We start from the raw sequence: 22,350 nt of genomic DNA on the forward strand, positions 1-22,350 counted from the left end.
GTGTCCGGAGCGTACGCTCCTGTCTGGCTCATCGAAGCCGTGTGGCGACGCGGGAGGAGTCCATTGGATCATTCAAGCCGACAACCCACTGGCTACGCCAGCGGTCGGCGTCTTAACTCAAGCGTTATGCCGCAGAAGAAATGTATTCACACGCACTAATCATTGGTGGAACCGGCATGCTCCAGACAGCGTCGGTGCAACTTGCAACAAGTTCGCTGCAGGTCACCTCCGTGGCGCGCACCGATCGCTCGCTGGCTGCATTGCACAGCTTGATCCCTGAGCGGCAGCGAGCCATGCATCACATGGTGCAACTCGACTGGTCCGAGCAAGATGCCTTTCTCGCAGGCATCCAGAGTCACATTGAAAGTACGGAGCCACCTGACCTTGTTCTAGCTTGGATCCACAATGACAAGCTCGCCTTGCGCCTTGCCAGCACCTTGGGCAAGTTTCAGCTCGCGTTTTTCCATGTCATCGGTAGCGCAACGTCCAATCCAGCAAGAGTGGCGTCCCGAGTGTCGAGCGCCTTACAACCTTCAGCAAGCATCCAGTACTACCAAGTTGTTCTCGGCGCCGCCAAAGACGGCGGCCACGTCCGTTGGCTCACGCACGCGGAGATTTCCGCCGGTGTGCTCAAGGCAATTCAGTCGCACCGTCCACAGTTCGTGGTCGGTGCACTCGGGCTTGACGCTGCCGAATAGGGGACGGGAATAGGACGGAGGGAATTAATTCCATAGATGCGATGCGCAAGAACCAAGGCAGCGCACCATCACCCTCCGCGTGAATAGGATCCTGAAACTTAATTGCCTCCGTCCCCTTAAGACTCAAGACTCGACCCCTTAAGACAGTGAGTCCGTCGCCGCCGAACCCGCCTTCCGCACATCACCACCTCCGCAGCTTGCAATCCATTAGGTATCGCGCGTGTGGAATCCGTTTCGAGCATCAATACCCAACGGCGGCTATAGTTTCTGGCCTTCACTGAAGACCGCGAGAATGTGATGGAGATGGAGCGGAAGGCTGGCGCCGGCTGGTGGTAACTCAGGGGAAGCGGCTAACAATTCGTCCAAGCCGCCGCCGCTTCTTAGTGCGTCTCAATTCAAGTATTAGATCGCGCTTTTAGCAGCCTTGTTCACGCCAAGCTTGTGACTCGTGCTATCCGAGTGCGCATCCATCACGCCCTTTATCCACTTTGTATAGTAGGAAATGCGCGAGTTGGAGAACGACTGGCCGCAAACGCCAGCGACGAATGTAGCGTGCCCCTTGGGCCAATGCTTCCAGTCCGACAAACCGGCAAGCTTCCAAGTTCCGTCCGACTCGATCAGCACCGGGCCACCGCTGTCCCCGTCGCCGATGACACCCTCGAGCGGAAGCGCGTCGGGACCGCAATCGAAGCGATAGTCCAGCCATTGCGCATGCGCCCGCGTGATCCGGTTGAACGCACGGCGCAATTTGCCGCGATGCGGAGAGTGCGGATATTGGCCCACCTTACCGTTGCCCGTGGCGCCTCTGCCGATGATTTTTACCACCTTGCCCTGCTCGTTCGATGCCCGATACAGCGGCATGGGCTGGACGTCTTCAACGGGCTGGGCCAACTCGATCAGCGCGATGTCGTGCATGGCCTCGAAGGCTTCCGTGATCGCCTGCCGATTCTTCAACGTCGGATGTTTTGCCGCCTGTTCGACTCTTGCGTATTGCTCCTTGAATCGCGGATACAAGTACACGTGAGCAACCTTCCGCCACGTGCCATGCACCCGCACCCCCATGAGCATGTAGCCCTGCGTTGCATGTGCGGCCGTCACGACCCAGCGAGGCGCGATCAACACGCCCTGCCCCTCTCCGGGCATTTCGGCCAACGCGGGGATGGCGCTGGGAGCGATGAGGTAGCGGGCATCGTCGACGTCAGCACGGATGACCACCGCACCGACGGCCGTCGATACGGCCAGAAGGCACAAGACGAGACTCCATTTCATGGATTCATTCTCCGTAATGAAAGACAGGGCGACGTAATCGTCGTACAGCGGATGGACGAGGCACGTCAGCCGCAAACCGGAATTCTGGCAGAGCGCCGGACAAGGAGACGGCCATATTGCAGACAGTTCCGGCCAATCGCTGCGTCGCCCGAAGCGTGGCCGGCGTTCGCTGGGTGAAAAGCCAGGTGCTTTCCTGTGCTGAGCCTGACGAGCAAACGAGTCTGACCCTGCGATCGGGAATCACCGCTGTGCACCCATCGCGCCTTTTCCGTCCGATGCTTTCGCCGCCACGCAGCACGGATACGCAGCCACGGTCTTTTCGATCCAGTCGGCATAGTGCGAGATGCGCACGTCATAGCTGACTTCACCATAAAACCCGGTCTTCAGACCATGATCGCCGCCCGGCTTGATCCATGAAGTCAGGCCGGCCAGTTCGTTCTCGCCATGCACGTTCAGGATGAGCGGACCGCCGCTATCTCCGGACCCGGAGATGCCTTCCAACGGCAGCGCAGCGGGCGGCGCATCGAACGTGTACCAGAGCCAGCGACCATCCGCGCCCGTCACCATGTTGTAGGCGCGCCGAAGCACGGTGCGATGCGAGGCCTTGGCCTTGATGCCCGTCAGGCCGTTGCCCGTGGCTCCCTTGCCAACGATCTCGACCTTCTTTCCTTTTTCGGCCGAGCCTCGATACAGGGGCATGGGCGTCACGCCCTGCACCGGCTTTGCAAGCTCGATCAGGGCGATGTCATCGCGCTGCGAAAGGAAGGCATGGACCTTCGAAAACTTCTTGTTTGCCAACGCCTGCTTGACCATGGCATCCGGCACCCGCTGGAAGCCTGGATATTGAATGACACGCACGAAGTCGTAAGGCACACCGCCCACCGATACCTTTTCCTGCATGCCCAGCATCGGCTGCGGTGACCACCCACCGGGGTGCAATCAGGACTCCCAGCCCCTCTCCGGGCATGTCGGCCAAGGCGGGAATGACGTTGGCGGAAATTCGGTAGCGGGCGTCACCCACATCGGCCCGGGTGACCACGGCGCCAGCCACGGTCGATACCGCCAGAAGGCAAAAAAGCGAGACTTCCTTTCATGCATGCCTCCTCATCGTTCTCCGGAATCCGGGGCATGGCGACGCGCGCCGTTGCGCAGCAGACAGATGTCTGCATCGGCTGCAGCCTGCAGACCCTAGCAGAACAGTGGGTCGAGCGACGGCCAAATGACCGATCATCCCGGCCAGGCGCTTCACGGCGCGAAACGTTGCCGATATTCGTCGGGCGTCGCGTCATAGCGGTTGCGGAACACGCGGCGGAAGGTATCCACGCTGTTGAAGCCGACCGCTCGCGCTATGCGCACCACGGAATCACGCTGGGAAGTCAATTGCAGACAGGCTTGCTCCAGCCGCAATCGTTCGACGAAACGCGCGGGCGTGGTGTCGAACGTCGCAGTGAACACACGACGGAAATTACGCGGACTCATCGCCACGCATGCCGCCATGCGTTCCACGGTCAGCGGTTCCGCGAGATGATCGAGCAGCCATTCGAGCAGACCGGTCATGCGCCCCGAACCCCGGGTCTGTGCGGCCAGCGGCGCGGAGAACTGCGCCTGATTGCCGGGACGCTTCACGTACATGACCAGATCGCGCGCCGCGTCCAGCGCCAGAGCCGCACCGAGGTCTTCCTCGATCAATGCGAGGGCAAGGTCCATGCCGGCCGTCAAACCACCGGACGTGGCAAAGCGACCGTCGCGCAGGAACAGTCGATCCGGCTGCAGGTCCAGCGCCGGATAGCGGCGAGCCACGTCATCGGCATAACGCCAGTGCGTGGTGGCACGGCGTCCGTCGAGCAGGCCGGTCGCCGCAAGGATGTAGAGACCCGTGCAGACGCTGACCACACGACGCGTCGTCGGAGCGCGATGGCGCAGCCACGCGAGCAGCCGTGTATCGGAATCGAAGCGGCGACTGCCGATACCGCCGGGGATCAGCAGGGTATCCAGCAGTGGCGCATCGTCGAGCGTGCAGGTGGGCGTGACGACAAGGTTGTTTTCGGCACGAACAGAATCGGCGTTCAGACCGATGACATGCAGTCGATACGGCGGCTCACCCGTCGTCGACCGGTTGGCCATGCCGAACACGTCGAGCGGCCCGGTCAGATCGAGCGGTTTCATGTCTGGATAGACAAGAAAACCGATTTTTTTCATGACCTCCCCCCAGCCATCTTCATCGAATCGAAACCAACTTGCCTGAATGAGCACGCCAGGCAGTCTTCTCTTGCGAACAAGTGTCGATGGCCGCCTGGAACAGGATCAGGCCTTGCGTACGGAACGGCGCAGGGTCTGACCGGGTCCGGTGCGGAATGTTTTCGGCCGAGGATCGCCCGGATCGGCGGCAACGAAGACGAACTCATTCTCCGTCAGCTCATAGATGGCCAGCAACGGCTGGCCAGCCTCCGCGCCCATCGAGTCCACCCAGGTGATCGATTTCGGAGTCGTGGTGGCATCCAGGGTGAAATGGCCTTCGAGCAGGATCGTGCCGTCCGCCGCGCGCACGCAGAAATGGTCATCGCTGTAGGAACACAGCGCCCCCGGTGGACTGTGTTCGTCATCGGGTGGATTCGCGATGCCATCGGCTTCGAGATAGGTCTGTTCCCACGTGCCCTGGAGCAATGCCCGATCGCGCTGGTTGAGGTCCATATCGGTTGAGCGGTCCATGCTGATTCCTTTGCAGTACTGAATCGCCGAGTTTGTCACCAGAACAGGCAGGGCGCCAATAGTGTCCAAGGTCAGGACGCTTACACGTGGCGATGCGGATTCGCAGCGGGTCGGTCACGCGCCATTCTCGACAACCTCGTCCCCGGCATGCCGAGAGGCAAGGAACTCAGTCAGGCCGCAAACCTTCCCGGGCAACTCAGAGATCGAACAACTTCCCCGGATTAAGAATCCCGTGTGGATCGAACACCCGCTTCACCTGCCGCATCAGCTCGATCTCGGCGGGCGTGCGGATCGTGTCCAGGTAGGGCTTCTTCAGCAGTCCCACGCCGTGCTCGGCGGAGATGCTGCCGCCGTGGCGCTGCAGTACCTCACATAGCATGCCGGTGACGCGGCCGCATTCGGTGACGAAGTCCTGCATCGCCATCGCCTCGGGGCGCAGCACGCTAATGTGCAGGTTGCCGTCGCCGATGTGGCCGTACCAGACCACCTCGAAATCCGGGTATTCGCGGGCGAACAGGGCCTGCATGTCGGCGAGGAAGCCCGGCACGCGCGATACGCGCACGGAGACGTCGTTCTTGTAGGGCGTGCGCGCGGCCAGTGATTCGGTGATGCCTTCGCGCAGGTGCCACAGCTCCGCCGCCTGCGTTTCGCTCTGCGCCATCACGCCATCGATCAACCAGCCCTGCTCGGCACCGTGTTCGAACGCGGCCAGGGCAGCCTCGCTCGTGGCGTTGTCCGGCGTTTCGTATTCGACCAGCACGTAGTACGGCGCTTCGCTGTCGAACGGCCGCTTGCCGCCGTGCGCCAGCACGTGGGCCAGCGCCTTGTCGGTGAAGAATTCGAACGCGGTCAGCGGCAGACGCGCGCGGAACATGGCGAAGGCCTGCATCAGGCTGTCCATGTCGGGCACCGCCATCACCATCACCTGCGGCGCGCGCGGCGGATCGGTCAGGCGCATCGTGGCCTCGACGATCAGGCCCAGCGTGCCTTCGGAACCGGCGAACAGATGGCGCAGATCGTAGCCGGTGGCGTTCTTGATCAGGCCGCGGTTGCACTCCAGCACCTCGCCGGTGCCGGTGACGACCTTCACGCCGGCCAGCCAGTCGCGGGTCAGGCCGTAGCGGATCACCTTGATGCCGCCGGCGTTGGTCGCGATGTTGCCGCCAATCTGGCTGGAGCCGCGGCTGCCGAAATCGACCGGGTAGTACAGCCCCTTCTCGCGCGCCTCCTGTTGCAGCGTCTCGGTGACTACGCCGGCCTCGACGGTCATGGTGCGGTCGATGGGATCGAAGTCGAGGATGCGGTGCATGCGCTGCATCGACACCACCACTTCGCCGTGCATCGCCACTGCGCCGCCGGACAGGCCGGTGCGGCCGCCTGAAGGCACCAGCGCCACGTTCTGTTCGACCGCCCAGCGCACCAACGCCCGCACCTCCTCGATGCTTTCCGGCAGCGCCACGGCCAGCGGCGCGGGCGGGTACTGGCGGGTCCAGTCGCGACCGTAGTGTTCCAGATCGGAAGGCTCGGTCAGCACGCGTTCGGGCGGGAGCAGCTGGCGCAGGGAAGCGAGGACGTCGGACATGGCGGTGACAGGCGCGGCATCGAAACCCCGAGTGTACGGCACGCGACGCGCATCACCCGCGACGAATCGTCATTTCCGCCGCCGACCGCGCTTCTGGCATAGTCGGCACTTCACCCTGCCCACTGCCACCCGAGCCATGCCCAAGACCTCGTTCCCCCGCGAAGACCTGAAGATTCTGCTGCTGGAAGGTGTCAGCCCGACCGCGGTCGAGGCTTTCAAGGCCGCCGGATACACCCGTATCGAATACCACGACAAGGCGCTGCCGCACGACGAACTGATGGCGGCGATCGAGGACGCGCACATGGTCGGCCTGCGTTCGCGCACGCAGCTGACCGACGAGGTCATCGGCCATGCGCGGCGGCTGTTCGCGGTCGGCTGCTTCTGCATCGGCACCAACCAGGTGCGGCTGGACACCGCGCGCCTGCGCGGCATTCCGGTGTTCAATGCGCCCTACTCCAACACCCGCAGCGTGGCCGAACTGGTGCTGGCCGAGGCCATCCTGTTGATGCGCCGCATCCCCGAGCGCAACGTCGCCGCCCACCGCGGCGATTGGCTGAAGTCGGCCGACGGCAGCTACGAGGTGCGCGGCAAAACACTCGGCATCGTCGGCTATGGTCACATCGGCACCCAGGTCGGCGTGCTGGCCGAGTCGCTGGGCATGCGCGTGCTGTACCACGACATCGAATCCAAGCTGATGCTGGGCAACGCACAGTGCGCGGATAGCCTGGCTGCGCTGCTGGCCGCCTCCGACGTGGTGACACTGCATGTGCCGCAGACGCCGGAGACCGCCAACATGATCGGCGCGGCCGAGATCGCGGCGATGCGTCCCGGCAGCATGCTCATCAACGCCTCGCGCGGCAACGTGGTCGATATCGACGCGCTGGCCGCGGCCCTGCGCAGCGGTCATCTGGCCGGCGCCGCGGTCGACGTGTTCCCGCGCGAACCCAAGAGCAAGGGCGAGGAATTCGTCTCGCCGCTGCGCGATCTCGACAACGTGCTGCTGACTCCACACGTCGGCGGCAGCACGCAGGAGGCGCAGGCCAATATCGGTCAGGAGGTCGCCGCCAAGCTGATCCGCTACAGCGACAACGGCTCGACCCTGTCAGCGGTGAACTTCCCCGAAGTGGCGCTGCCCGGGCATCCGGACAGCCGCCGTCTGCTGCACATTCACCGCAACGTCCCGGGCATGCTGTCGCGGGTCAACGAGGTGTGCTCGCGCGACGACATCAACATCGACGGTCAGTACCTGCAGACCGACGGCGAGATCGGCTATGTGGTCATCGACATCAGCGCCACCGAAGCAGCGGCCGAGAGCATCAAGGAGCAGCTGGCCGCCATCGACGGCACGCTGCGCACGCGCCTGCTGTACTGAAGCACGCGCACTGCCACCGAGCAGGAGATCTGGAAATGAACGATGTCGTCAACCTGGCCGAGAAGCTGGCACAGTTCAGCGAGCACTGGTCGCCGCGCGTCGTCGCCGAGCTCAACGACTACCAGCTCAAGGTGGTGAAGCTGCAGAACAGCTTCGTCTGGCACAAGCACGACGACACCGACGAACTGTTCCTGGTGCTGCAGGGCGCGATGTCGATCCGCCTGCGGGACGGCGACGTGTCCCTGCAAGCCGGTGAACTCTACGTCGTGCCGCGTGGCGTCGAGCATCAGCCTTACGCCGAGGATGAATGCCACGTCCTGCTGATCGAGCCGCGCGGCGTGGTCAACACCGGCGACGCCGAGGACACCCGTCTGCGCGCCGACAACGACCGCTGGATCTGAAGGCCGTTGCGCGCCGCATGGCGCAGACTCCTCCCCGGAACCGCATGCCATCGGCGTGCACTTCGCGCCCGGCCGGCCGCGCGCCGAACCGCCCGTTCGCCCTCTTTGAATTCGGGCACAAAAGAAAACCGGCGCCCTCTCGGACGCCGGTTTCTGGAATCTGTTGCCGCATTGGTCGGGGCGGCGAGATTCGAACTCGCGACCCCTACAACCCCATTGTAGTGCGCTACCAGGCTGCGCTACGCCCCGACGGGCGGCAAACAAGAGGCGCGATTCTAGCTGATCGCGACCGATTACGATAGCCGTCCGCGATCAGTGACGAAGAATATCGAGGACTTCTTCCAGCTCCATGCGCACCTGATGCACGATCTGCTGCGACATGCTGGACTCGACCTGGGCCTCGCCGCCTTCCAGTCGCGCGCGCGCGCCGGTGATGGTGAAACCCTGCTCGTACAGCAGCGAACGGATCTGACGGATCATCAGCACGTCGTGACGCTGGTAGTAGCGTCGGTTGCCGCGCCGCTTGACCGGCTTCAGGGCCGGAAACTCCTGCTCCCAGTAGCGCAGCACGTGCGGCTTGACGGCACACAGCTCGCTCACCTCGCCAATCGTGAAGTAGCGCTTGGCGGGGATGACAGGAAGTTCTGCGTTACTGCCTGGGTCCAGCATAGCCTTCGACTCGCACCTTGAGCTTCTGGCCCGGACGGAACGTCACCACGCGACGGGCAGAGATGGGAATTTCCTCGCCGGTCTTCGGGTTGCGCCCGGGGCGCTGATTCTTCTGGCGCAGGTCGAAATTGCCGAAACCCGACAGTTTGACCTGCTCCCCCTTTTCGAGCGCTTCGCGAACAGCCTCGAAGAACGCATCCACGAATTCCTTCGCTTCGCGTTTGTTCAAGCCAACGTCCAGAAACAGTCGCTCGGCCATGTCTGCCTTGGTCAGCGCCATTTCAACCTCGCAGTCGCGCCATGCAATCACGTTCCAGTGCAGCCAACGCATCGGCTACACACTGGTCCGCGTCCTCGTCTGTAAGAGTGCGTGAAGCGTCCTGTAAAATCAAGCCCATAGCGAGACTTTTGCGTCCATCACCCAAACCTTTGCCGCTATAACGGTCAAACACCAGCAATTGCGCCAATCGTGCGCCCAACGCGCCGCGAACACAGGCATCGACGGCGCCCCAGGACACGGTTTCCGGCAGTTCGACCGCAAGGTCGCGGCGCACCGACGGATAGCGCGAAACCGGCTGTGCGTGCGGCAGCGTTCGCGGCAGCACGGTCTCCAGCTGCAGCTGCGCGACCAGCACGTCGGTCTCCAGGTCCAGCGCCGCCGCCAGGCGCGGATGCAGCACGCCGACGTAACCGGCGACTTCGCCGTCACGCAGCACGCGGGCACCGCGGCCCGGATGCAGCCAGTGCGGCAGCGCCTCGGCATCGAACGACCAGGCCCTCGGCGCGGCGCACAGCGCCAGCACGGACTCCACGTCGCCCTTGATGTCGTGGAAATCGACGTCGCGTGCCGTCTGCCCCCACTGCTCGGCATGCGCCGATCCGCAGGCGACCATGGCCAATTCCATGGTCTGCACCGGCGCATCAGCCCCGGCGCGGAAGGTGTTGCCCAGCTCGAACAGGCGCACCCGCGCCTGCTGCCGCGCGCGATTGCGGCGCAGCGCCTCGATCAGCCCGGGAAGCAGCGAGGGCCGCATCACCGCCAGATCCGCCGACAGCGGATTGGCGAGCGCCACCGTATCGGTGCCCAGCCCCCAGTCCTGCAGCAGCTCGGCGTTGACGAAGGCCATGCACAGGGCCTCCTGATAATCGCGCGAGGCCAGCTGACGTCCCAGATCGAGCGGCCTCAGGCGCTCTTCGGGATCGGCCTTCAGCGCCAGCTCGCCGCTGGGCGCGTGGGTCGGGATGTGCTCGTAACCGTGGATGCGGATGACTTCCTCGATCAGGTCCTCTTCGCGCTCGATATCGAAGCGGTGGCTGGGCGGCAGTGCGCGCCATCCGTCCTCGGTGCCTTCCACCGTGCACTGCAACGCCTCGAGGATGCGGCGCACGGCGGCGCCCTCGATCTGCAAGCCCAGCACGCGCGTCAGCCGCGCGCGACGCAGCGCGACGACCTCGCGTTTGGGCAGGTCCTCCAGCCGCTCGGCGCCGAGCCTCGGACCGGCGCGACCACCCGCCAGTTCGCACAGCAGCGCGCTGGCGCGCTCCAGGGCCTGCAGCGGCAACTCGGGATCGACGCCGCGCTCGAAGCGGTGCGAGGCATCGGTATGCAGACCCAGCTTGCGCGCGCGACCGCTGATCGCCGTGGGCGCGAAATGCGCACTTTCCAGGAAAACGTTGCGGGTGGCGTCGGTGACGCTGGATGCCTGCCCGCCCATGATGCCGGCCACGGCCAGCGGCGCGGATGCATCGGCGATCATCAGAAATTCGGGCGTCAGCGCGACCTCGTTGCCGTCCAGCAGCGTGAGTTTCTCGCCTTCGGCAGCACGGCGCACGGTGATCGCGCCCTGCAGCCGGTCGTTGTCGAAGGCGTGCAGCGGCTGACCGGTTTCCAGCATGACGTAGTTGGTGACGTCGACCACCACACTGATCGGTCGCAGACCCGCACGACGCAGGCGCTCGGCCATCCACAGCGGCGTCGGTGCGGACGGATCGATGCCCTCGACGATGCGACCCAGGTAGCGCGGACAGTCGGCGCCGGCGTCGAGACGCACATCGCGCGAAGCCTCGCTGTCCACCGCCACCGCCGGCGGCGGCTCGATCTTCAGTGCGCTGTCGAACTGCGCGGCGACATCGCGCGCCAGCCCCCACATGCCCAGGCAGTCGGAACGGTTCGGCGTCAGGCCGATCTCGATGGCCGCGTCCGGCAGCCCCAGCGCTTCGGTAAGCGGCGCACCAGCGCGCACCTCGGCCGGCAGCTCCATCAGCCCGGAGGCGTCGCTGTCCACGCCCAGTTCCTTCGCCGAGCACAGCATGCCGAACGATTCCACGCCGCGCAGTTTGGCTTTCTTGATCTGGATGCCGCCCGGCAGCGTCGCGCCGACCGTGGCCAGCGGCGCCTTCAGACCGACGCGGGCATTGGGCGCGCCGCAGACGATCTGCAACGGCGCATCCAGCCCCGCTTCCACCGAACAGACCTGCAGGCGGTCGGCATCCGGATGCGGTGCGGCGGCGACGATCTCGCCCACCACCACGCCATCCAGCGATGCGCCCAGCAACTCGACGTCCTCGACTTCGAGGCCGGCCATGGTCAGCCGTCGCAGCAGCGCCTCCCGGTCCGCCGGGATGTTCACCAGTTCACGCAGCCATTTCTCGGAAAATTTCATGTGTAGCGCCGGAATTCTGTATCAGGGTCGGACGTGCGCGCGGGGTGGCGCGCCGTGGTTGCGCGCGGGGCATCCCCGCGCGGCCGTTCACGCAAACTGCCGCAGAAAACGCAGGTCGTTCTCGAAGAAGGCACGCAGATCGGTCACGCCGTAGCGCAGCATGGCGAAACGCTCGACGCCAATGCCGAACGCAAAGCCCGTGTAGCGTTCCGGATCGATGCCGCAATTGCGCAGCACGTTCGGATGCACCATGCCGCAGCCGAGCACCTCCATCCAGCGCTCGCTGCCGTCGTCCGTCTCCCAGCGGATGTCCAGCTCGGCCGACGGCTCGGTGAACGGGAAGAAGCTGGGCCGGAAGCGCATCTCGAAGTCGCGTTCGAAGAAGGCGCGCACGAAGGTCACCAGCGTGCCCTTCAGATCGGCGAAACTGGAGGTCTCGTCGACCAGCAGGCCCTCGATCTGGTGGAACATCGGCGAGTGCGTCTGATCCGAATCGCTGCGGTAGACCTTGCCCGGCGCGATGATGCGCACCGGCGGCTGGCGGTCCTTGAGCGCGCGGACCTGCACCGGCGAGGTGTGCGTGCGCAGCAGGCGACCATCGGGAAAATAGAAGGTGTCGTGCATGGTCCGCGCCGGATGGTTCGGCGGGAAATTGAGCGCTTCGAAGTTGTGCCAGTCGTCCTCGATCTCGGGACCGTCGGCACGTTGGTAGCCGAGGCGCTCGAAGATGTCGGCAATGCGTTCCAGCGCGCGCGTGACCGGATGCAGACCGGCGCGCCCGCCATCACGACCGGGCAGCGTGACGTCGATGCGCTCGGAAGCCAGCCGCTGTTCCAGCGCGGCTTCCTGCAGAGCGTCACGACGCGCGTCCAGCGCCTGCGCGACACGCCCCTTGGCCTGGTTGATCGCCGCGCCCGCCGCCTTGCGCTCTTCCGGCGCCAGCTTGCCCAGCGTCTTCAGCTGCGCGGTGATGCTGCCGGACTTGCCCAGCAAGGCAACGCGCAGCGCCTGCAGCGCGTCCAGCGTGTCGGTTCGTTCGATGTCCGCGAGGGCGTCGCGGACCTGGGATTCGATATCGCTCATCGATCTGGGACCTGTCGGGGTTCCTGGCGAGCGGGCCGTCCGCCCCCTCCAAACGCATGCGGGGAAGGACTCGCGCCCTTCCCCGCATGAGGATACTGCTTCGATCGCCGCGCGTGGCGGCAATGCACTGGCTCAGGCGACGCGACCGCCCTTGAGCTCTTCCTGCAGCGCTTTCAGCTCGTCAAACTTGCCCGCGGCGGCCAGCTCGGCCTGCTGCGGCCAAGTGCCCGGATCGTGCGAGGCGTAGCGGCTGCCGGCCTCGTGCAGGATCTCGCTGAGCTTCTCGACGCTGGTCTCGGCCAGCTTGGCGAAGCTGTCCACGCCCTGGCCGGCCAGAACCTCACCGATCTTCGGGCCGATGCCCTCGATCTTGGTCAGGTCGTCGCCCTTGGCGGAGCTCTTCTTCGGCGCAGCGGCCTTCTTCGCGGCGGACTTGGCAGCCGATTTCGGCGCAGCCTTGCCGTCCAGCGCGGCCTTGGCCTGCGCGGCAATGGCGCCAAAGGCCTTGATGTCGTGCACGGCGATGTCGGCCAGGACCTTGCGGTCGACCTCAATGCCGGCCTTGTTCAGGCCGTTGATCAGGCGGCTGTACGACAGATCGAACATGCGCGCGGCGGCGTTGATACGCACGATCCACAGCGAACGGAACTGGCGCTTCTTCTGCTTGCGGCCGATGTAGGCGTACTGGCCGGCCTTGATGACGGCCTGATTGGCTACGCGATAAACCTTGCGGCGGGCGTTGTAATAGCCCTTCGCGCGACCGATAACTTTCTTGTGACGACGACGGGCGATAACGCCCCGCTTGACTCGTGCCATGGTGGTCTACTCCTGATCCTTACGCGTAGGGCAGCATGCGGGCGACGGACTTGCTGTCGCAGTCGCGCACGTGGTTGGGAGCGCGGAGGCCGCGCTTACGCTTGGTCGACTTCTTGGTCAGGATGTGCGACTTGAAGGCATGGCCGGCCTTGAACTTGCCGGTCGCGGTCTTGCGGAACCGCTTGGCCGCGGCCCGATTGGTCTTGATCTTGGGCATGATGATTCCCTTGAGTTGTTTCTTCGACTGACCCCGGCGGCCACTGGGTGGCGCTTTCCGTCCTGCCCGGATCGGCTTGTCATGGCCCGTCCAAATCGGGCCGAATCACGAATAATACTATGAACCCCGCGCGGGAGGGAAGTCTCGCGCGGTACCGCTTCCGTGGCGCGCCACGGAAGCGGAAGGTCCGTCATCGCTGCGGCGCGTAACGCCTCAGGCGTTGTTCTTCGGCGGCGCCAGCATCATCACCATCAAGCGGCCTTCCTGACGCGGGAACTGCTCGACCACGCCCAGCTCGCCGACGTCCTGCTGCACGCGCGAAGCCAGTTCGCGACCGAGCTCCTGGTGCGCCATTTCCCGTCCGCGGAAACGAATGGTGACCTTGACCTTGTCGCCATCCTCGAGAAAACGGAGGATGTTGCGCAACTTGATCTGGTAGTCGCCCACGTCCGTGTTGGGACGGAACTTGACTTCCTTGATCTCGATCTTCTTGGTCTTCTTGCGGGCCGCGTTGGCCTTCTTCTGCTGCTCGAACTTGTGCTTGCCGAAGTCCATGATGCGGCAGACCGGCGGGTCGGCATTGGGCTGAATCTCGACCAGATCGAGACCGGCCTCCTCGGCCAGATTCAACGCCTCGTCGCGGGACACGATGCCGACCTGCTCGCCGTCTGCGTCGATGACGCGGACGTTGGGCACACGGATCTCGTGATTGCGACGATTACGCTTGTTGTCGGGGATGGCGATACCTCGTCCTCCAAATGATGCCTAAGAATGACCGGAGCCGATCAACGTCGGCTCTCGGCCTCCAGCCGCGCAGCGAAATCCGCCAGCGGCATGCTGCCCAGGTCCTCGCCCGAGCGGCTACGCACGGAGACGGCGCCGGCTTCCTTCTCGCGGTCGCCCACGACCAGGAGGTACGGCACCTTCGACAGCGTATGTTCGCGGATTTTATAGCCGACTTTTTCGTTGCGCAAATCCGCTTCCACGCGGAAACCTTTCTCGACAAGGACTTGCGCCACCTCGGCAGCGAAATCCGCCTGCGCATCGGTGATGTTCATCACCACCGCCTGCACCGGCGCCAGCCAGGCCGGGAACTGGCCTGCATGGTGCTCGATCAGGATGCCGATGAAGCGCTCCATCGAACCGACAATGGCGCGATGCAGCATCACCGGATGCCTGCGCTGACTGTGCTCGTCGACGTATTCGGCGCCCAGACGTTCGGGCATGGAGAAGTCGACTTGCATGGTGCCGACCTGCCAACCGCGGCCGATCGAATCACGCATATGGTACTCGATCTTCGGGCCGTAGAACGCGCCCTCGCCCGGCAGCTCGTCCCATTCGACGCCGGCGGCGCGCAGGGCGCTGCGCAGCGCCTCTTCCGAAGCGTCCCACACTTCGTCCGAGCCGATGCGGTCGTCCGGGCGCAGCGCGATCTTCATTTCGATGCGCTCGAAACCGAAGTCGGCGTAGACCTTCATCGCCTGGGCGTGGAAGGCGGTCACTTCGGCCTCGACCTGCTCGGGCGTGCAGAACACGTGGCCGTCGTCCTGGGTGAAGGCGCGCACGCGCATCAGGCCGTGCAGCGCGCCGGACGGCTCGTTGCGATGGCAGCCACCGAATTCGCCGTAGCGGATCGGCAGATCGCGGTAGCTGTGCAGGCCGGCGTTGTAGATCTGCACGTGGCCGGGGCAGTTCATCGGCTTGACCGCGTAGGTGTGCTTCTCCGACTCGGTGAAGAACATGTTGTCCTGGTAGTTGTCCCAGTGGCCGGACTTCTTCCACAGCGACACGTCCAGAATCTGCGGGCCGCGCACTTCCTTGTAGCCGGAGTCGCGGTAAACCTTGCGCATGTACTGTTCGACCTGCTGCCACAGCGCCCACCCCTTCGGGTGCCAGAACACCATGCCCGGACCTTCCTCCTGCTGGTGGAACAGGTCCATGGCCTTGCCGATCTTGCGGTGATCGCGCTTCTCGGCCTCTTCCAGCTGGTGCAGGTAGGCCTTGAGCTGCTTGTCGTTGATCCAGGCGGTGCCGTAGATGCGCGTCAGCATCGCGTTGTCGGAATCGCCGCGCCAGTAGGCGCCGGCCACCTTCATCAGCTTGAAGGAGCGCAGCTTGCCGGTGTCGGGCACGTGCGGGCCGCGGCACAGATCGGTGAACTCGCCCTGCGTGTACAGCGACAGTTCCTCGTCGGCGGGGATCGACTCGATGATCTCGGCCTTGTACTCCTCGCCCATGTCGCGGAAGAACGTCACGGCGTCGTCGCGCGACTTCACGCTGCGCGTCACCGGCTGCTTCTCGCCGACGATCTTTTTCATCTCCGCCTCGATCTTCTCCAGATCTTCCGGCGTGAAAGGCCGTTCGTAGGCGAAGTCGTAGTAGAAACCGTTGTCGATCACCGGACCGATGGTCACCTGCGCGCCCGGATACAGGCGCTGCACGGCCTGGGCCAGCAGATGCGCGGTGGAGTGGCGCAGGATCTCCAGCGCCTCGGGACTCTTGTCGGTGACGATTTCCAGTCCGGCGTCGTGATCGATGGTGTAGCTGGCGTCCACCAGCTGACCATCGACCTTGCCGGCCAGGGTCGCCTTGGCCAGGCCGGCGCCGATGGAGGCGGCCACGTCCTGCACGGAGACGGGATGTTCGAACGGCTTCTTGCTGCCGTCGGGAAGCGTGATCTGGATCATGACGAAAACTTTCTTGCGAACAATAAAAAAGGGCGCGCAGCGCCCCATGGTGGAAGCCCGGCGCGAGGAATCAGTGTCGGAAGTTCGTAGTGTCCATGTCGCACACTCGACCGGCAGTTACCTGCGGGCCACCTTGTTCGTGTTTCGGGTCATGTGAAAGCTAGCCCGGCGCCCACACGGTGTCAACGACACGCATGGCGCCGGCGCTCGCGATGGCCGGGAAAGCAGGCCGCCCGAAGACGACATGCCACGCCCGGCCGAGCATTCCGGGGAGCGGTCCCGCGCCCGCCACCTGCGTGGCGGACGCGAGGCCCGACTCTCCGGTCCCGGCGTTCCTAGAAGTAGAAGCCGAAGTTGATGTTGAAGCGATGCTCCACCTTGCCGTCGCCGGCCATGCTTCCGCCGATGAACGGCTGGTTGCGCGCGGTGACGAAGTCGAAGTAGGTGTACAGATCGCCCGCCGACACGCCCACGCCCAGGATGTTCATGAAGGTGCTGGGCAACTGACCGGACTTGTTGGTGATCAACGAGTAGTCGTTGTAGAAATCCAGACCATGGACCGGTCCCCACTGCACCGGCTGGTGGTACTTCACGTTGAAGGTGTAGGAATCGGCCTTGGCGGCGATGGTGTCGTAGAACGCATAGGCGCCCACGGCCAGACGGTCGGCGCCGCCGTCGACGTTGTAGTCGTAGCGAGAGGCCTGCGCCTGCACGTTCAAGCGCTTGTAGTCGGCGTTCATGTGCAGCGCGTAGGCCGAATAGTTGCCGATGCTGGACGACGGCCCCTCGAGTCCGCCATGCAGACCGGAAGCGCCCAACTCGATCTTGAGATCGTCGTTGGGCTTGAACGTATAGGCCACGCGTGCGGCGGCGGTGTTGATGCTGGCCGCCGGATGCTGCGGATCGGCGTAGATGCCCTCGCCCGGCGAACGCACGCCGACCACGTTGTACGAATAGCTGTTGGAGCGGTTGCTGACGTAGCCGTCGATGCCGCCCATGCCGTCGTTCTTGAAGAAGGCCAACTGCACGTTCCACGGATCGCCCGAGTACACGTACTCGACGCCCATGTGGTAGGTGTCCTCCAGCCCCAGGTAGTAATTCGAGCTGAAGAAGTAGTTGTGCGAGTTGTACGGCTGGTTGCCGAACGGAATGCGCGTCAGGCCCACCTGCAACTGCTGGTTCTTGCTGAAGTCGTAGCCCAGCCACGCGTACTTCACGGCGCTCATGTACTGGAACCAGCGCCATTCGGCCTGCAGCTCGATGTCATCGACCCGGCCGCGGAAATTCAGGCGGAAGATGTCGAAATCGGCGTCGCCGGTACGGTGGACGTTGTTCTTGTTGTAGTCCTCGTAGCTGTACTGGAAGCGCATGGCGCCGCCGACGGTGATGCCGTTCTTCTGCTTCTTCTCGACCTTGGCGACCTTCGCCTTGGTCTTCTTGTTGTCCTTGGCCAGCGTGTCCAGCTTCTTGCGCGTATCGGACGATTGCTGCTGCGACGCCGTCTGCTGCGCGCGCATGTCATCGAGCTGCTTCTGCAGCATGTCGATCTGCTTCTGCATGATCTCGATGCGTGCGGCCATGTCGGCCTTCTTCTGCTGGTCGCTCTTGGCGGTCTTGCCCTGACCGGAAGTTCCGGAGGCAGCCGCGCACGGCGCCGCCAGCGCCGCGGCGATGCCGAGGGCAAGCGCGCAGGCGCGTGTGGATGCGTTCATGACGATCCCCTTCGATTTTTCAATTGGAGTCATGCCGGGCGGTGCTGCTCCACCGCCCGGCGCTCGGATGCGATTACTGCTGCGCGGCGGCCTTGCCGGTCCACGCGTCGACCTTGTCGCTGTTCGCTGCCACCCACTTCTTGGCGGCGGAAGCCGGATCGCTGCCCGGCTCGCGCGCGGCGGCCATCACCTGCTGCATGTCGCCGGCCGTCCAGTGGAAGGCGTCGAGCACGGCATAGGCGCCCGGATCGGCCTGCTTGAAGCCCTTGCGCACCAGGGTGTCGATATTCTCGGAATCGCCATAGATGTTCTTCGGATCGGCCAGATACTTCAGCTTCCAGCGCGCCCACATCCAGTGAGGGGTCCAGCCGGTGACCACGATCCACTTCTTGTTGTCGATGGCGTTCTTCAGCGCGGCGGTCATGGTCGCGCCGCTGCCGGACACCAGCTTCAACGGCAGGCCGTACTGCTTGATGACCTTCTCGGTCAGATCCATCTCGCCCGCGCCCGGATCGATGCCGACGATGCGGTCGTCGAACTTGTCGGCATTGGCCTTGAGCTGCTCGATGCTGTCGATGCTGACGTAATCGGGCACGACCAGGCCCAGCTTGGTGCCCTGCATGTTCGGCCCCAGATTGTCCAGGCGGTCCTTGGTCTTGGCGTAGTAGTTGGCCTGCGTGGTCGGCAGCCAGGCGCAAACAGTGGCGTCGGCATCGCCGTTGGCGATGGCCGAGTACATGGCCGCACCGCTGACCGACACGGCGTCGACCGTGTAGCCCTTCTTCTCCAGCGCGGCCTTGACCACGTTGGTCGCCGCCGTGCAGCTGGACCACTCGACGTAGGCCAGCTTGACGTGACCGCCGGAGGCGGCCGGCTTGGCCGTCATCGCCGTCGAGGCCGAGGACGCGCCGGCATCTTTGCCGGACTGCCCGCCGTTGTTGGAACACGCGGCGAGCGCGAGGGCGGAAACCGCCAGGACACAGGTATTGCGTAGAGACATGGTGCGAATCATGGAATCGCTCCTTCTGATGGAAAAAGGGAAATCAGTGCGCGCTGGCGACCTTCGAGTCGCGGCCGATACGCTGGGTGATGCGGTCGAGGATCATGGCCAGGATCACGATGGCGATGCCGGACTCGAAGCCCTTGCCGGGCTCGAGACGCTGGATGGCCTCCCAGACTTCGCCGCCGAGTCCGCCGGCGCCGATCATCGCGGCGATGACGACCATCGACAGCGCCAGCATGATGGTCTGGTTGATGCCCGCCATGATGGTCGGCACGGCCATCGGCAGCTGCACCTTGAACAGCTTCTGCTTGCGCGAGGAACCGAAGGCATCGGCCGCCTCGATCAGGTCGCCCGGCACCTGGCGGATGCCCAGCGCGGTCAGACGGATGGTCGGCGGCGTGGAGAAGATCACCGTGGCCACGCTGGCCGAGACCGCGCCCAGTCCGAAGAACGGAATCGCGGGGATCAGGTAAACGAAGGCCGGCATGGTCTGCATGAAATCGAGCACCGGCATGACGATTCTCGACGTGCGCTTGTTCAACGCGGCGGCAATGCCCAGCGGCAGGCCGATGGCGACCGCGATCAGGGTCGAGATCAGCACCAGGGTGAAGGTCTCCACCGTGGGCTGCCACAGGCGCAGATTCCACAGGAACAGCAGGCCCAACGCCGTGAAGATGCCGACACGCCGCCCGGCCACGCGCCACCCCACCGCGGCGACGATGATGATCAATAGCCACGGCGGCACGAACAGCAGGCCGGCGACGATGGCGTCGATCACCGCCGAAATGGCGTGACTGAGCGCCTGCGTCAGCCAGGAGAAATTGTGTGTCAGCCAGTCGAGCGCGACGTCGATGCCGTGCGCGAGAGGAAACTTGGGAACCGAGGGGATCATGCCGCGTCACTCCTTTCCGCTTCCGAGTCGGAGGTGTCGTTGTTCTCGGCCAGCGCCGTGAGCACGCCGGCACGCGTGACCACGCCCAGCACCTTGTTGTTTTCGTCGACCACGGGCAGCAGCCAGCGCCAGTCCGCGAGAATGCCGATCACGTTCATCAGCGACTCCGAAGGCGTCACCGACGGGGTTTCCTCGACCAGCGACTCGATGTGTTCCACACCGTCCCTGACCGCCTTGCTGGCCGCCTCGGCGCTGATCGAACCGACCAGCGTGTAATCGCGGTTCACCACCAGCAGGCTGGCGTAGTTCTCGTCGGCCATCTTGCGCAGCACGGTGCGCGGACCATCGTTCGGGAACGCGACCACGCGCGCACGCTGCAGCACGGACTGCGCAGTCAGCACGCGTGACATGTCCACGTTCTCGACGAAGCGCTCGACGTAGGCGTTGGCCGGATTGTTGAGAATCTCTTCCGGCGTGCCGATCTGCACCACGCGGCCGTCCTTCATCAGCACGATGCGGTCGCCGACCTGCAGGGCCTCGTCCAGATCGTGGGTGATGAACACGATGGTCTTCTTTACGCGCTGCTGCAGCTGCATCATCTCGTGCTGCATGTCGCGACGGATCAGCGGATCGAGCGCGCTGAACGCCTCGTCCATCAGCAGGATGTCGGGCTCCACGGCGAGCGCACGCGCCAGGCCGACGCGCTGCTGCATGCCGCCGCTCAGCTGTCCCGGATAGGAATCGGCCCAGCCGTCCAGACCGACCAGTTCCAGCGCCTCGTTGGCGCGGCGTCGACGCTCGTCCGCGTCAAGGCCCTGCACTTCCAGGCCGTAGGCCGCGTTGTCCACCACCGTGCGGTGCGGAAACAGCGCGAAGTGCTGGAACACCATGCTGATCTTGGTCTGACGCAACTTCAGCAGCGCCTGGCGATCGAGGCGCGTGATGTCGTCGCCGTCAATGAAGATGTGTCCGCGTGTCGGCTCGTTGAGGCGATTGAGACAGCGGATCAGCGTCGACTTGCCGCTGCCGCTCAACCCCATCACCACCAGGAATTCGCCTTCTTCCACCTCGAACGAGACATCGGCGATGCCGACGGCCTGTCCGGTTTCGCGAATGTCGGCGTTGCTCTTGCCTTCGTCGAGCATGCGCAACCCCTGCTCGGGATGCGGCCCGAAGATCTTGGTGAGCTTCTCGACCTTGATTTTGGCCATCGTCTGCTGCCCCTTCCGCTAGACGGAACGCGCCCTGTCGGTGCACCGCCCGGGGGACCGCAAAAAACGACCACAACAGACGCCGCACAACAGGCCGGCTCGTAGATTGATATGCATACCACCGTAGTACCTCTGGCATGTCCGCTCAACCTGAACAAGCCTGCGATGGCAGGTATCCGCGCGGCCGAAAACCTCGAAAACACTGCGACAGCAGTGTCTTGTCGTCGCCGACCCGCAACTCATAAAGCGTTAAGATGCACGCCTGCGAACAACACATCTGGACCTTCAACGATGCGGATTCTGGTGACCGGCACGGCGGGTTTCATCGGCGCGGCGCTGACCGAAGCCCTGCTCGCGCGCGGCGACGACGTGCTCGGAATCGACAACCACAACGACTACTACGATCCGGCACTGAAGCAGGCTCGCGTGGACCGCTTCGGCGAACATCCACGCTATCTGCATCGCCGCATCGACCTGGCCGACATGACGGCGCTGCAAGACGCCTTCGACGGTTTCCGTCCGCAGCGCGTCGTGAACATGGCCGCCCAGGCCGGCGTGCGCTACTCGCTGGAAAATCCGCACGCCTATGTGCAGAGCAACGTGGTCGGCTTCGTCAACCTGCTCGAAGCCTGCCGTCATGGTGGCGTCGAGCACCTGGTCTACGCCTCATCCAGCTCGGTCTACGGCGACAACCGCGACATGCCGTTCTCCACGCGTCACGCCGTCGATCACCCGGTCAGTCTGTACGCCGCGACCAAGCGCGCCGATGAACTGATGGCGCACACGTACAGCCATCTGTACCGACTGCCGACCACCGGTCTGCGCTTCTTCACCGTCTACGGCCCGTGGGGCCGTCCGGACATGTCGCCGATGCTGTTCGCCGACCGCATTCTGCGCGGCGAGACGCTCGACGTGTTCAACCACGGCCACCACAGCCGCGACTTCACCTACATCGACGACATCGTCGAGGGCGTGATCCGCTGCCTGGATCATCCCGCGCAGCCGGACCCCGACTACGACCCCGCGCACCCGGTCGCCGACCGCTCCAGCGCTCCCTGGCGGCTGTACAACATCGGCAACGGCAAGCCGGTGCAACTGATGCGCTTCATCGAACTGCTGGAACAGCACTTGGGTCGCGAAGCGAAGAAGAATCTGCTGCCGATGCAACCCGGCGACGTGGCCGACACCTGGGCCGACGTCGAAGCGCTGCACCGCGATGTCGGCTATGCACCGTCGACGCCGATCGAAGTCGGCGTGGAACGTTTCGTGGAGTGGTATCGCAGCTACTACCCGAACGCCTGACACCCCACGCCTGCGCATACGCTTCGAAAATCCACGCGCGACCCAGATCCATCTACCGTGATGG

The 22,350-nt window shown here is 64.4% G+C and carries 21 protein-coding genes, 1 tRNA gene and 1 pseudogene; 4 read left to right on the plus strand and 19 right to left on the minus strand.

The genetic code is table 11. From position 1 onward, the window contains the following. Nucleotides 1-176 precede the first annotated feature (176 nt). Nucleotides 177-698, plus strand: a complete 522-nt coding sequence (locus BTJ49_RS13640) for a hypothetical protein (protein ID WP_113065980.1) — start codon at nucleotides 177-179, stop codon at nucleotides 696-698. 402 nt (nucleotides 699-1,100) lie between these two features. Here the strand turns inward: BTJ49_RS13640 and BTJ49_RS13645 are convergent, their stop codons facing one another. The 5 genes from BTJ49_RS13645 to BTJ49_RS13665 all read right to left on the minus strand — a co-directional run bounded on the left by BTJ49_RS13645 (nucleotide 1,101) and on the right by BTJ49_RS13665 (nucleotide 6,258). Further along, nucleotides 1,101-1,967: a trypsin-like serine protease gene (locus BTJ49_RS13645; protein WP_113066045.1), complete on the minus strand. Its 867-nt coding sequence runs from the start codon at nucleotides 1,965-1,967 to the stop codon at nucleotides 1,101-1,103. Nucleotides 1,968-2,207: 240 nt separating this feature from the next. Then, a complete protein-coding gene (locus BTJ49_RS13650; RefSeq protein ID WP_343125534.1) occupies nucleotides 2,208-2,876 on the minus strand; it encodes a trypsin-like serine protease in 669 nt (222 codons plus the stop codon). Between the two features lie 336 nt (nucleotides 2,877-3,212). After that, nucleotides 3,213-4,166 carry a DJ-1/PfpI family protein gene (locus BTJ49_RS13655; RefSeq protein ID WP_113065981.1) on the minus strand — a complete coding sequence of 318 codons (954 nt, stop codon included), beginning with the start codon at nucleotides 4,164-4,166 and terminating at the stop codon, nucleotides 3,213-3,215. A gap of 105 nt (nucleotides 4,167-4,271) precedes the next feature. Continuing rightward, nucleotides 4,272-4,676 carry a TIGR03067 domain-containing protein gene (locus BTJ49_RS13660; protein ID WP_206098428.1) on the minus strand — a complete coding sequence of 135 codons (405 nt, stop codon included), beginning with the start codon at nucleotides 4,674-4,676 and terminating at the stop codon, nucleotides 4,272-4,274. A gap of 196 nt (nucleotides 4,677-4,872) precedes the next feature. Beyond that, a complete protein-coding gene (locus BTJ49_RS13665; protein ID WP_113065983.1) occupies nucleotides 4,873-6,258 on the minus strand; it encodes an FAD-binding oxidoreductase in 1,386 nt (461 codons plus the stop codon). Nucleotides 6,259-6,394: 136 nt separating this feature from the next. On the opposite strand from BTJ49_RS13665, the gene serA reads away from it, so the two are divergent. Together serA and BTJ49_RS13675 are read left to right on the plus strand one after the other, a co-directional pair. Next, nucleotides 6,395-7,630 (plus strand): phosphoglycerate dehydrogenase, encoded by a 1,236-nt coding sequence (gene serA / locus BTJ49_RS13670; RefSeq protein ID WP_113065984.1) that lies wholly within the window; start codon nucleotides 6,395-6,397, stop codon nucleotides 7,628-7,630. Between the two features lie 35 nt (nucleotides 7,631-7,665). Further along, entirely contained in the window at nucleotides 7,666-8,031 is a 366-nt protein-coding gene (locus BTJ49_RS13675; protein WP_113065985.1) for a cupin domain-containing protein, read from the plus strand. A 172-nt stretch (nucleotides 8,032-8,203) separates the two neighbouring features. Here BTJ49_RS13675 and BTJ49_RS13680 read toward each other — a convergent pair. From BTJ49_RS13680 to BTJ49_RS13740, 14 genes and pseudogenes are all read right to left on the minus strand, one after another. Further along, a tRNA-Pro gene (locus BTJ49_RS13680) sits at nucleotides 8,204-8,280 on the minus strand. Nucleotides 8,281-8,343: 63 nt separating this feature from the next. Continuing rightward, complete coding sequence (locus BTJ49_RS13685; protein WP_113065986.1) at nucleotides 8,344-8,700, minus strand: MerR family transcriptional regulator; 357 nt, start codon at nucleotides 8,698-8,700, stop codon at nucleotides 8,344-8,346. Further along, nucleotides 8,681-8,980, minus strand: coding sequence for an integration host factor subunit alpha (gene ihfA / locus BTJ49_RS13690; protein ID WP_113065987.1), 300 nt, complete (start codon nucleotides 8,978-8,980; stop codon nucleotides 8,681-8,683). Before ihfA ends, BTJ49_RS13685 begins: the two co-directional genes overlap by 20 nt. A gap of 1 nt (nucleotide 8,981) precedes the next feature. Next, nucleotides 8,982-11,363, minus strand: a complete 2,382-nt coding sequence (gene pheT, locus BTJ49_RS13695; protein WP_113065988.1) for a phenylalanine--tRNA ligase subunit beta — start codon at nucleotides 11,361-11,363, stop codon at nucleotides 8,982-8,984. Nucleotides 11,364-11,450: 87 nt separating this feature from the next. Beyond that, nucleotides 11,451-12,446: a phenylalanine--tRNA ligase subunit alpha gene (gene pheS, locus BTJ49_RS13700; RefSeq protein WP_113065989.1), complete on the minus strand. Its 996-nt coding sequence runs from the start codon at nucleotides 12,444-12,446 to the stop codon at nucleotides 11,451-11,453. Nucleotides 12,447-12,578: 132 nt separating this feature from the next. Further along, the gene (locus BTJ49_RS16060; protein WP_255420391.1) at nucleotides 12,579-12,938 is read right to left on the minus strand and encodes a helix-hairpin-helix domain-containing protein; all 360 of its coding nucleotides are present in this window, start codon (nucleotides 12,936-12,938) and stop codon (nucleotides 12,579-12,581) included. Next, nucleotides 12,912-13,262, minus strand: a pseudogene (gene rplT / locus BTJ49_RS15990) (50S ribosomal protein L20); the annotation flags it as partial. The pseudogene rplT and the gene BTJ49_RS16060, both read right to left, overlap by 27 nt. Before the next feature lie 19 nt (nucleotides 13,263-13,281). Then, the gene (rpmI, locus tag BTJ49_RS13710; RefSeq protein ID WP_043099924.1) at nucleotides 13,282-13,479 is read right to left on the minus strand and encodes a 50S ribosomal protein L35; all 198 of its coding nucleotides are present in this window, start codon (nucleotides 13,477-13,479) and stop codon (nucleotides 13,282-13,284) included. 213 nt (nucleotides 13,480-13,692) lie between these two features. Further along, nucleotides 13,693-14,223 carry a translation initiation factor IF-3 gene (infC, locus tag BTJ49_RS13715; RefSeq protein ID WP_113065991.1) on the minus strand — a complete coding sequence of 177 codons (531 nt, stop codon included), beginning with the start codon at nucleotides 14,221-14,223 and terminating at the stop codon, nucleotides 13,693-13,695. A 41-nt stretch (nucleotides 14,224-14,264) separates the two neighbouring features. Then, nucleotides 14,265-16,166: a threonine--tRNA ligase gene (thrS, locus tag BTJ49_RS13720; protein WP_113065992.1), complete on the minus strand. Its 1,902-nt coding sequence runs from the start codon at nucleotides 16,164-16,166 to the stop codon at nucleotides 14,265-14,267. Between the two features lie 335 nt (nucleotides 16,167-16,501). Continuing rightward, nucleotides 16,502-17,878 carry a carbohydrate porin gene (locus BTJ49_RS13725; protein WP_113065993.1) on the minus strand — a complete coding sequence of 459 codons (1,377 nt, stop codon included), beginning with the start codon at nucleotides 17,876-17,878 and terminating at the stop codon, nucleotides 16,502-16,504. A 73-nt stretch (nucleotides 17,879-17,951) separates the two neighbouring features. Continuing rightward, on the minus strand, nucleotides 17,952-18,890 hold the full coding sequence (locus BTJ49_RS13730; protein ID WP_113065994.1) for a glycine betaine ABC transporter substrate-binding protein: 939 nt from the start codon (nucleotides 18,888-18,890) through the stop codon (nucleotides 17,952-17,954). 31 nt (nucleotides 18,891-18,921) lie between these two features. Then, on the minus strand, nucleotides 18,922-19,773 hold the full coding sequence (locus tag BTJ49_RS13735) for a proline/glycine betaine ABC transporter permease (protein WP_113065995.1): 852 nt from the start codon (nucleotides 19,771-19,773) through the stop codon (nucleotides 18,922-18,924). Then, nucleotides 19,770-20,984, minus strand: coding sequence for a glycine betaine/L-proline ABC transporter ATP-binding protein (locus tag BTJ49_RS13740; protein ID WP_113065996.1), 1,215 nt, complete (start codon nucleotides 20,982-20,984; stop codon nucleotides 19,770-19,772). Before BTJ49_RS13740 ends, BTJ49_RS13735 begins: the two co-directional genes overlap by 4 nt. 291 nt (nucleotides 20,985-21,275) lie before the next feature. On the opposite strand from BTJ49_RS13740, the gene BTJ49_RS13745 reads away from it, so the two are divergent. Next, on the plus strand, nucleotides 21,276-22,286 hold the full coding sequence (locus BTJ49_RS13745) for an NAD-dependent epimerase (protein ID WP_113065997.1): 1,011 nt from the start codon (nucleotides 21,276-21,278) through the stop codon (nucleotides 22,284-22,286). The last annotated feature ends 64 nt before the right edge of the window (nucleotides 22,287-22,350 follow it).

The organism is Oleiagrimonas sp. MCCC 1A03011, from assembly GCF_003267965.1.
Lineage (GTDB): Bacteria > Pseudomonadota > Gammaproteobacteria > Xanthomonadales > Rhodanobacteraceae > Oleiagrimonas > Oleiagrimonas citrea.

What these genes read in the sequence shown, in the direction of transcription:
- BTJ49_RS13640 (WP_113065980.1), top strand. Translation starts at nt 177, where the DNA reads ATGCTCCAGACAGCGTCGGTGCAACTTGCAACAAGTTCGCTGCAGGTC.
- BTJ49_RS13645 (WP_113066045.1), bottom strand. Translation starts at nt 1,967, where the DNA reads ATGAAATGGAGTCTCGTCTTGTGCCTTCTGGCCGTATCGACGGCCGTC.
- BTJ49_RS13650 (WP_343125534.1), bottom strand. Translation starts at nt 2,876, where the DNA reads ATGCTGGGCATGCAGGAAAAGGTATCGGTGGGCGGTGTGCCTTACGAC.
- BTJ49_RS13655 (WP_113065981.1), bottom strand. Translation starts at nt 4,166, where the DNA reads ATGAAAAAAATCGGTTTTCTTGTCTATCCAGACATGAAACCGCTCGAT.
- BTJ49_RS13660 (WP_206098428.1), bottom strand. Translation starts at nt 4,676, where the DNA reads ATGGACCGCTCAACCGATATGGACCTCAACCAGCGCGATCGGGCATTG.
- BTJ49_RS13665 (WP_113065983.1), bottom strand. Translation starts at nt 6,258, where the DNA reads ATGTCCGACGTCCTCGCTTCCCTGCGCCAGCTGCTCCCGCCCGAACGC.
- serA (WP_113065984.1), top strand. Translation starts at nt 6,395, where the DNA reads ATGCCCAAGACCTCGTTCCCCCGCGAAGACCTGAAGATTCTGCTGCTG.
- BTJ49_RS13675 (WP_113065985.1), top strand. Translation starts at nt 7,666, where the DNA reads ATGAACGATGTCGTCAACCTGGCCGAGAAGCTGGCACAGTTCAGCGAG.
- BTJ49_RS13685 (WP_113065986.1), bottom strand. Translation starts at nt 8,700, where the DNA reads ATGCTGGACCCAGGCAGTAACGCAGAACTTCCTGTCATCCCCGCCAAG.
- ihfA (WP_113065987.1), bottom strand. Translation starts at nt 8,980, where the DNA reads ATGGCGCTGACCAAGGCAGACATGGCCGAGCGACTGTTTCTGGACGTT.
- pheT (WP_113065988.1), bottom strand. Translation starts at nt 11,363, where the DNA reads ATGAAATTTTCCGAGAAATGGCTGCGTGAACTGGTGAACATCCCGGCG.
- pheS (WP_113065989.1), bottom strand. Translation starts at nt 12,446, where the DNA reads ATGAGCGATATCGAATCCCAGGTCCGCGACGCCCTCGCGGACATCGAA.
- rpmI (WP_043099924.1), bottom strand. Translation starts at nt 13,479, where the DNA reads ATGCCCAAGATCAAGACCAATCGGGCCGCGGCCAAGCGGTTCCGCAAG.
- thrS (WP_113065992.1), bottom strand. Translation starts at nt 16,166, where the DNA reads ATGATCCAGATCACGCTTCCCGACGGCAGCAAGAAGCCGTTCGAACAT.
- BTJ49_RS13725 (WP_113065993.1), bottom strand. Translation starts at nt 17,878, where the DNA reads ATGAACGCATCCACACGCGCCTGCGCGCTTGCCCTCGGCATCGCCGCG.
- BTJ49_RS13730 (WP_113065994.1), bottom strand. Translation starts at nt 18,890, where the DNA reads ATGATTCGCACCATGTCTCTACGCAATACCTGTGTCCTGGCGGTTTCC.
- BTJ49_RS13735 (WP_113065995.1), bottom strand. Translation starts at nt 19,773, where the DNA reads ATGATCCCCTCGGTTCCCAAGTTTCCTCTCGCGCACGGCATCGACGTC.
- BTJ49_RS13740 (WP_113065996.1), bottom strand. Translation starts at nt 20,984, where the DNA reads ATGGCCAAAATCAAGGTCGAGAAGCTCACCAAGATCTTCGGGCCGCAT.
- BTJ49_RS13745 (WP_113065997.1), top strand. Translation starts at nt 21,276, where the DNA reads ATGCGGATTCTGGTGACCGGCACGGCGGGTTTCATCGGCGCGGCGCTG.